We start from the raw sequence: 3,508 nt of genomic DNA, 5'->3' as shown, positions 1-3,508 counted from the left end.
GTTGGTGCTGCCGACGGTACTGCCGCCGCATAAGAAGTTCGACGCGGTGCTGATCCTGGAAGCCGAATCGATTTCCCTGCCGTCTGCGGTTCCGGCCATTGGGCGGGCCCGGCAGGTTATCGCCTTCGGCGACGGCTGCCTGGCCGGGCCGCAGCCGTTCTCCGTGGGAACTGAACCTGTGTCCGACACGGGGGAGCAGCAACTGGAGAGCGCCTTCGGCGCCCTTGCCAAGGTCCTGCCCAGCCGCGAACTTAATGTCGTGTACCGGGGAGTGGACCAGGCGCTGATCCAGTACCTGAACACGACGTTCTACGATGGCCGGCTGAGCCGGCTGCCGGATGCCCGGTCCCTGGCCGGGGCGGGACGTGCGCTGACCGTCGAATACATCGCCGATGGAACGGGCATGCCGACTGCCGACCTTGATGGCGTTGAAAGCGTTGCCGCCGAGGTCAACCGCGCCGTCGACCTGGTTTTCGAGCACGTGCGGCGGCGTCCGCGCCAATCGCTGGCTGTCGTCACGGCCGGGGTGCGGCATGCTGCGCGGCTGGCGGAGGCGATTCGGCTCCAGATGGCCAACCATCCCTGGGCCGCGGACTTCTTCAAGCCCGGGCGGGAATCTTTCCGGGTAGTGCCGGTCGAACACGCGGCAGGCCTCGTACGGGACTGCATCATCTTTTCGCTGGGCTTTGGCCGGACACCGCACGGCCGGGCACTGCACAATTTCGGCTCGTTGTCCGGTCCGGACGGGCGCGGCCTGTTCGTGACCGCCATGACCCGGGCCAGGAACCAGCTGCATGTCCTGACCTGCTTCACCCCGGATGACCTCGACCCCGCACGCCTGGGCAACGGCGCGCTGGACTTCTATGAGCTGCTCAGGCGTGAGCTTGGGGACGACGCCGGACTCGGTGCGTCGCTCGTTTCTGCCGCGGAGGTGAATGAGGATCCGCTGGTGGCTGATCTGGTGGGACGGCTGCGGCGGCGCGGGGCCAACGTCTGGGATCACTACAACGGTGTACTGGATATCGTCGCAGCGCCGGACCCGCTGACGGCGCCGCACAATGTGGTCATCACGCCCATGGCAATCGAATCCGACGGTACGCAGCGGTACCGGACCGCGAGCGTGCGGGAACGCAGCCGCCTTCGGCCCCAGCTCCTCGAGCGTCTGGGGTGGCGCTACATGCCGCTGTGGACCATCGAGGTCTTTACGGACCCGTCAGGATGTGCCAACCTCATCGGCGGCTATCTGGGGCTTCCTGCACCTAAGGAGACGGAGGAACCGCTGCACGCTGCGAACCTGCGCAAGGTACAGGCAGCTGGGCATACCCCCGGTCCAAGTGCCGGTGTTCACAGTGCCGATGTTCCCAGTGCCGACGTTCACAGTGCCGTTGCCGAGGGAGCTGAAGACTCTCCGGCTGCCGGCTCGGACAACGCTGACTCGGAGAACACCGGCTCGGACAACGCTGGCTCGGAGAACGCCGACACGGACAACGCAGACACGGACAACGCAGACACCGACAACGCCGCCATGGGCACGGCCGGCAGCGCTGGCGCGACCAGCGGGTCCGGCACGGCTATTGGCACCGGCCCGGACAGGGCGCGGACGCGGTGAACGGCACTGAACCTGTGAACGGTACAGAGCCCGCGAACGGCGCCGGCGCGGCCGCCCTGACCGGTCCCGCGGCCGGGACCGGTGCCGCCGCCGGAACGGACCATCCGCGGCGTTCGGCCGGCACTGGGAGCGTGATCCCCAGCCGAGCCGCGGAGGATGATCCTCGTGCCTGGGGCGACCGTGACGAGGACCGGGACGCATGGCTTCACGACCAGCGTCCGCCCCACTGGGGATGATCCCTGCCGGGAGGTGCGGCGTCTTGGTCCTTCCCGGCTGTCATCCCGCTTGGGCCTGGCTTGGCGGCAGCTGATCCGATCCCGTCAGGACAACATGGACCTGGCCGCTGCTCGATGCACCGGCCAAGGCGGTCGCCTCATCCGGGCCGGCGGCAACTACCACCAGGCCTTCGCCCCCGGGTGCGCCCAGCCACTGTGCATCCTGTTCGCCGGTAGAGGTCCAGAGGACGACGACACCGTGGGCCAGGATCCTGGTGCTTGAGGTCTCCTCATAGCCGTTGCCGGTGCTCAATGCCACATCGATCCGTTGGCCGGGTCCCAGCAGTTGGAGCGTGGAAGGGTCTGCAGGCCGGACCGGGACGGCAACCGTCCCGGGCGGTGCGCCCGTGAGGAGTCCCGGCCCGACAATGGAGGCGTCCGTGAAGATCGATCCTCGCCGGACCGGTGATGCCAGCTGCTGCCCGATGAGCGGATCCGGCGCTTCATAAGCGGCATCCGGCAGCCCGGATGGAGCTATTCGGGACAGCTGCAGATGCTCCGCGGTCAGTACGGTGCCGGCGGGGATGTCATTGCCGGCCATGACGACGGGCACCTGGATCTCACTGGCAGGCGTGAGCTCGTGTACGGCGATGCCGGCGGCCAGACAGAACAGGAAGGCAGCCAGCAGCCGGCGTCGGCGCAGCGCCCAGCGCCTCAGGCGGTCCGGCAGGCCGGGCGATTTCGGGGATGACTGTGTGCGTGGCATGGCACCACGCTAGGAAGATGTTCCCCGATGGGGCAGGCGGTCACTGCCGGATGTGGATAATCTGGCCAGGCCCTCGCCTGTGGAGGGATGCAGCGGTTAGCTGGCTGCCGCCGTCGCCTTGGCTGCCGCCGTCGTCTTGGCGGGCGCCTGAGTGGAAGCTGCGGCGGCAGGAGCCGTGGAACCGGCCTCCTTGGCCGTCGCCGAAGGCAGCGTGCCGGAGCCCTTGGCGTCACGGGAATCAGTGCGGTAGAAGCCCGAGCCCTTGAAAACGACGCCGACACTGTTGAACTTCTTGCGCAGGGTCCCGCTGCATTCGGGGCAGACGGTCAGCGCGTCGTCAGTGAAGGACTGCTGGATGTCGAATGCGTGCTGGCAGTCCTTGCAGGCGTAGGCGTAAGTGGGCACTGTGATTCCTCCTGAAAAACCGTGGCTGGACCCGCCCGTGCCGATCGCTGATTGGCACTCGCTGAATCCGAGTGCTAATTGTACACGTTTCGGCGCCCGAACCAGTGCCACCCGTGCGGCGTCACGGCGCCGTCGAGCGGGATGTCGAGTTCCGAGTAGTGGAAACTTCCGGGAGCAACCAGTTCATTCGCATAGACCATGCCCACCAGCCGCGGCCGCTCGGGCATGGCCGTCAGCCGTGCCAGGAACCGGTCGTAGAAACCGCCGCCCTGGCCCAGCCGGTTGCCGTTGGTATCCAGAGCCAGTGCCGGGATCACCACCGTTCCTACCGTAGCCATGACGTCGATGCCCCGCCGCGGGCCGACAGGCTCGCGCACCGGTGCCAGCAGGCTGGGTTCCAGGTCCACCTCCGGGGTCCACCGGACCCAGCTCAGCTGGAAGGCAGGCTCGCACACCGGCAGGACGATGTTGTACCCGGCTTCGTCGAGTGCCGGCAGGAGGTGGTGCGTCGAT

Annotated in this window: 3 protein-coding genes and 1 pseudogene; 1 reads left to right on the top strand and 3 read right to left on the bottom strand. The window is 67.6% G+C overall.

From position 1 onward, the window contains the following. A pseudogene (locus AC5RW2_RS41520) lies at positions 1 to 1,609 on the top strand (AAA family ATPase); the annotation flags it as partial. A 276-nt stretch (positions 1,610 to 1,885) separates the two neighbouring features. Here AC5RW2_RS41520 and cpaB read toward each other — a convergent pair. From cpaB to AC5RW2_RS41505, 3 genes are all read right to left on the bottom strand, one after another. Next, entirely contained in the window at positions 1,886 to 2,590 is a 705-nt protein-coding gene (gene cpaB / locus AC5RW2_RS41515) for a Flp pilus assembly protein CpaB (protein ID WP_494030192.1), read from the bottom strand. Positions 2,591 to 2,686: 96 nt separating this feature from the next. Next, positions 2,687 to 2,995 carry an FmdB family zinc ribbon protein gene (locus tag AC5RW2_RS41510; RefSeq protein ID WP_494030193.1) on the bottom strand — a complete coding sequence of 103 codons (309 nt, stop codon included), beginning with the start codon at positions 2,993 to 2,995 and terminating at the stop codon, positions 2,687 to 2,689. 74 nt (positions 2,996 to 3,069) lie between these two features. Beyond that, on the bottom strand, positions 3,070 to 3,508 hold a 439-nt coding region (locus AC5RW2_RS41505), incomplete at its 5' end, for a 5-formyltetrahydrofolate cyclo-ligase (protein WP_494075321.1).

The sequence above is a fragment of the Arthrobacter sp. B0316-1-20 genome, from assembly GCF_059091865.1.
This window is presented reverse-complemented; position numbering and strand designations above follow the sequence as displayed.

What these genes read in the sequence shown, in the direction of transcription:
- cpaB (WP_494030192.1), bottom strand. Translation starts at nt 2,590, where the DNA reads ATGCCACGCACACAGTCATCCCCGAAATCGCCCGGCCTGCCGGACCGC.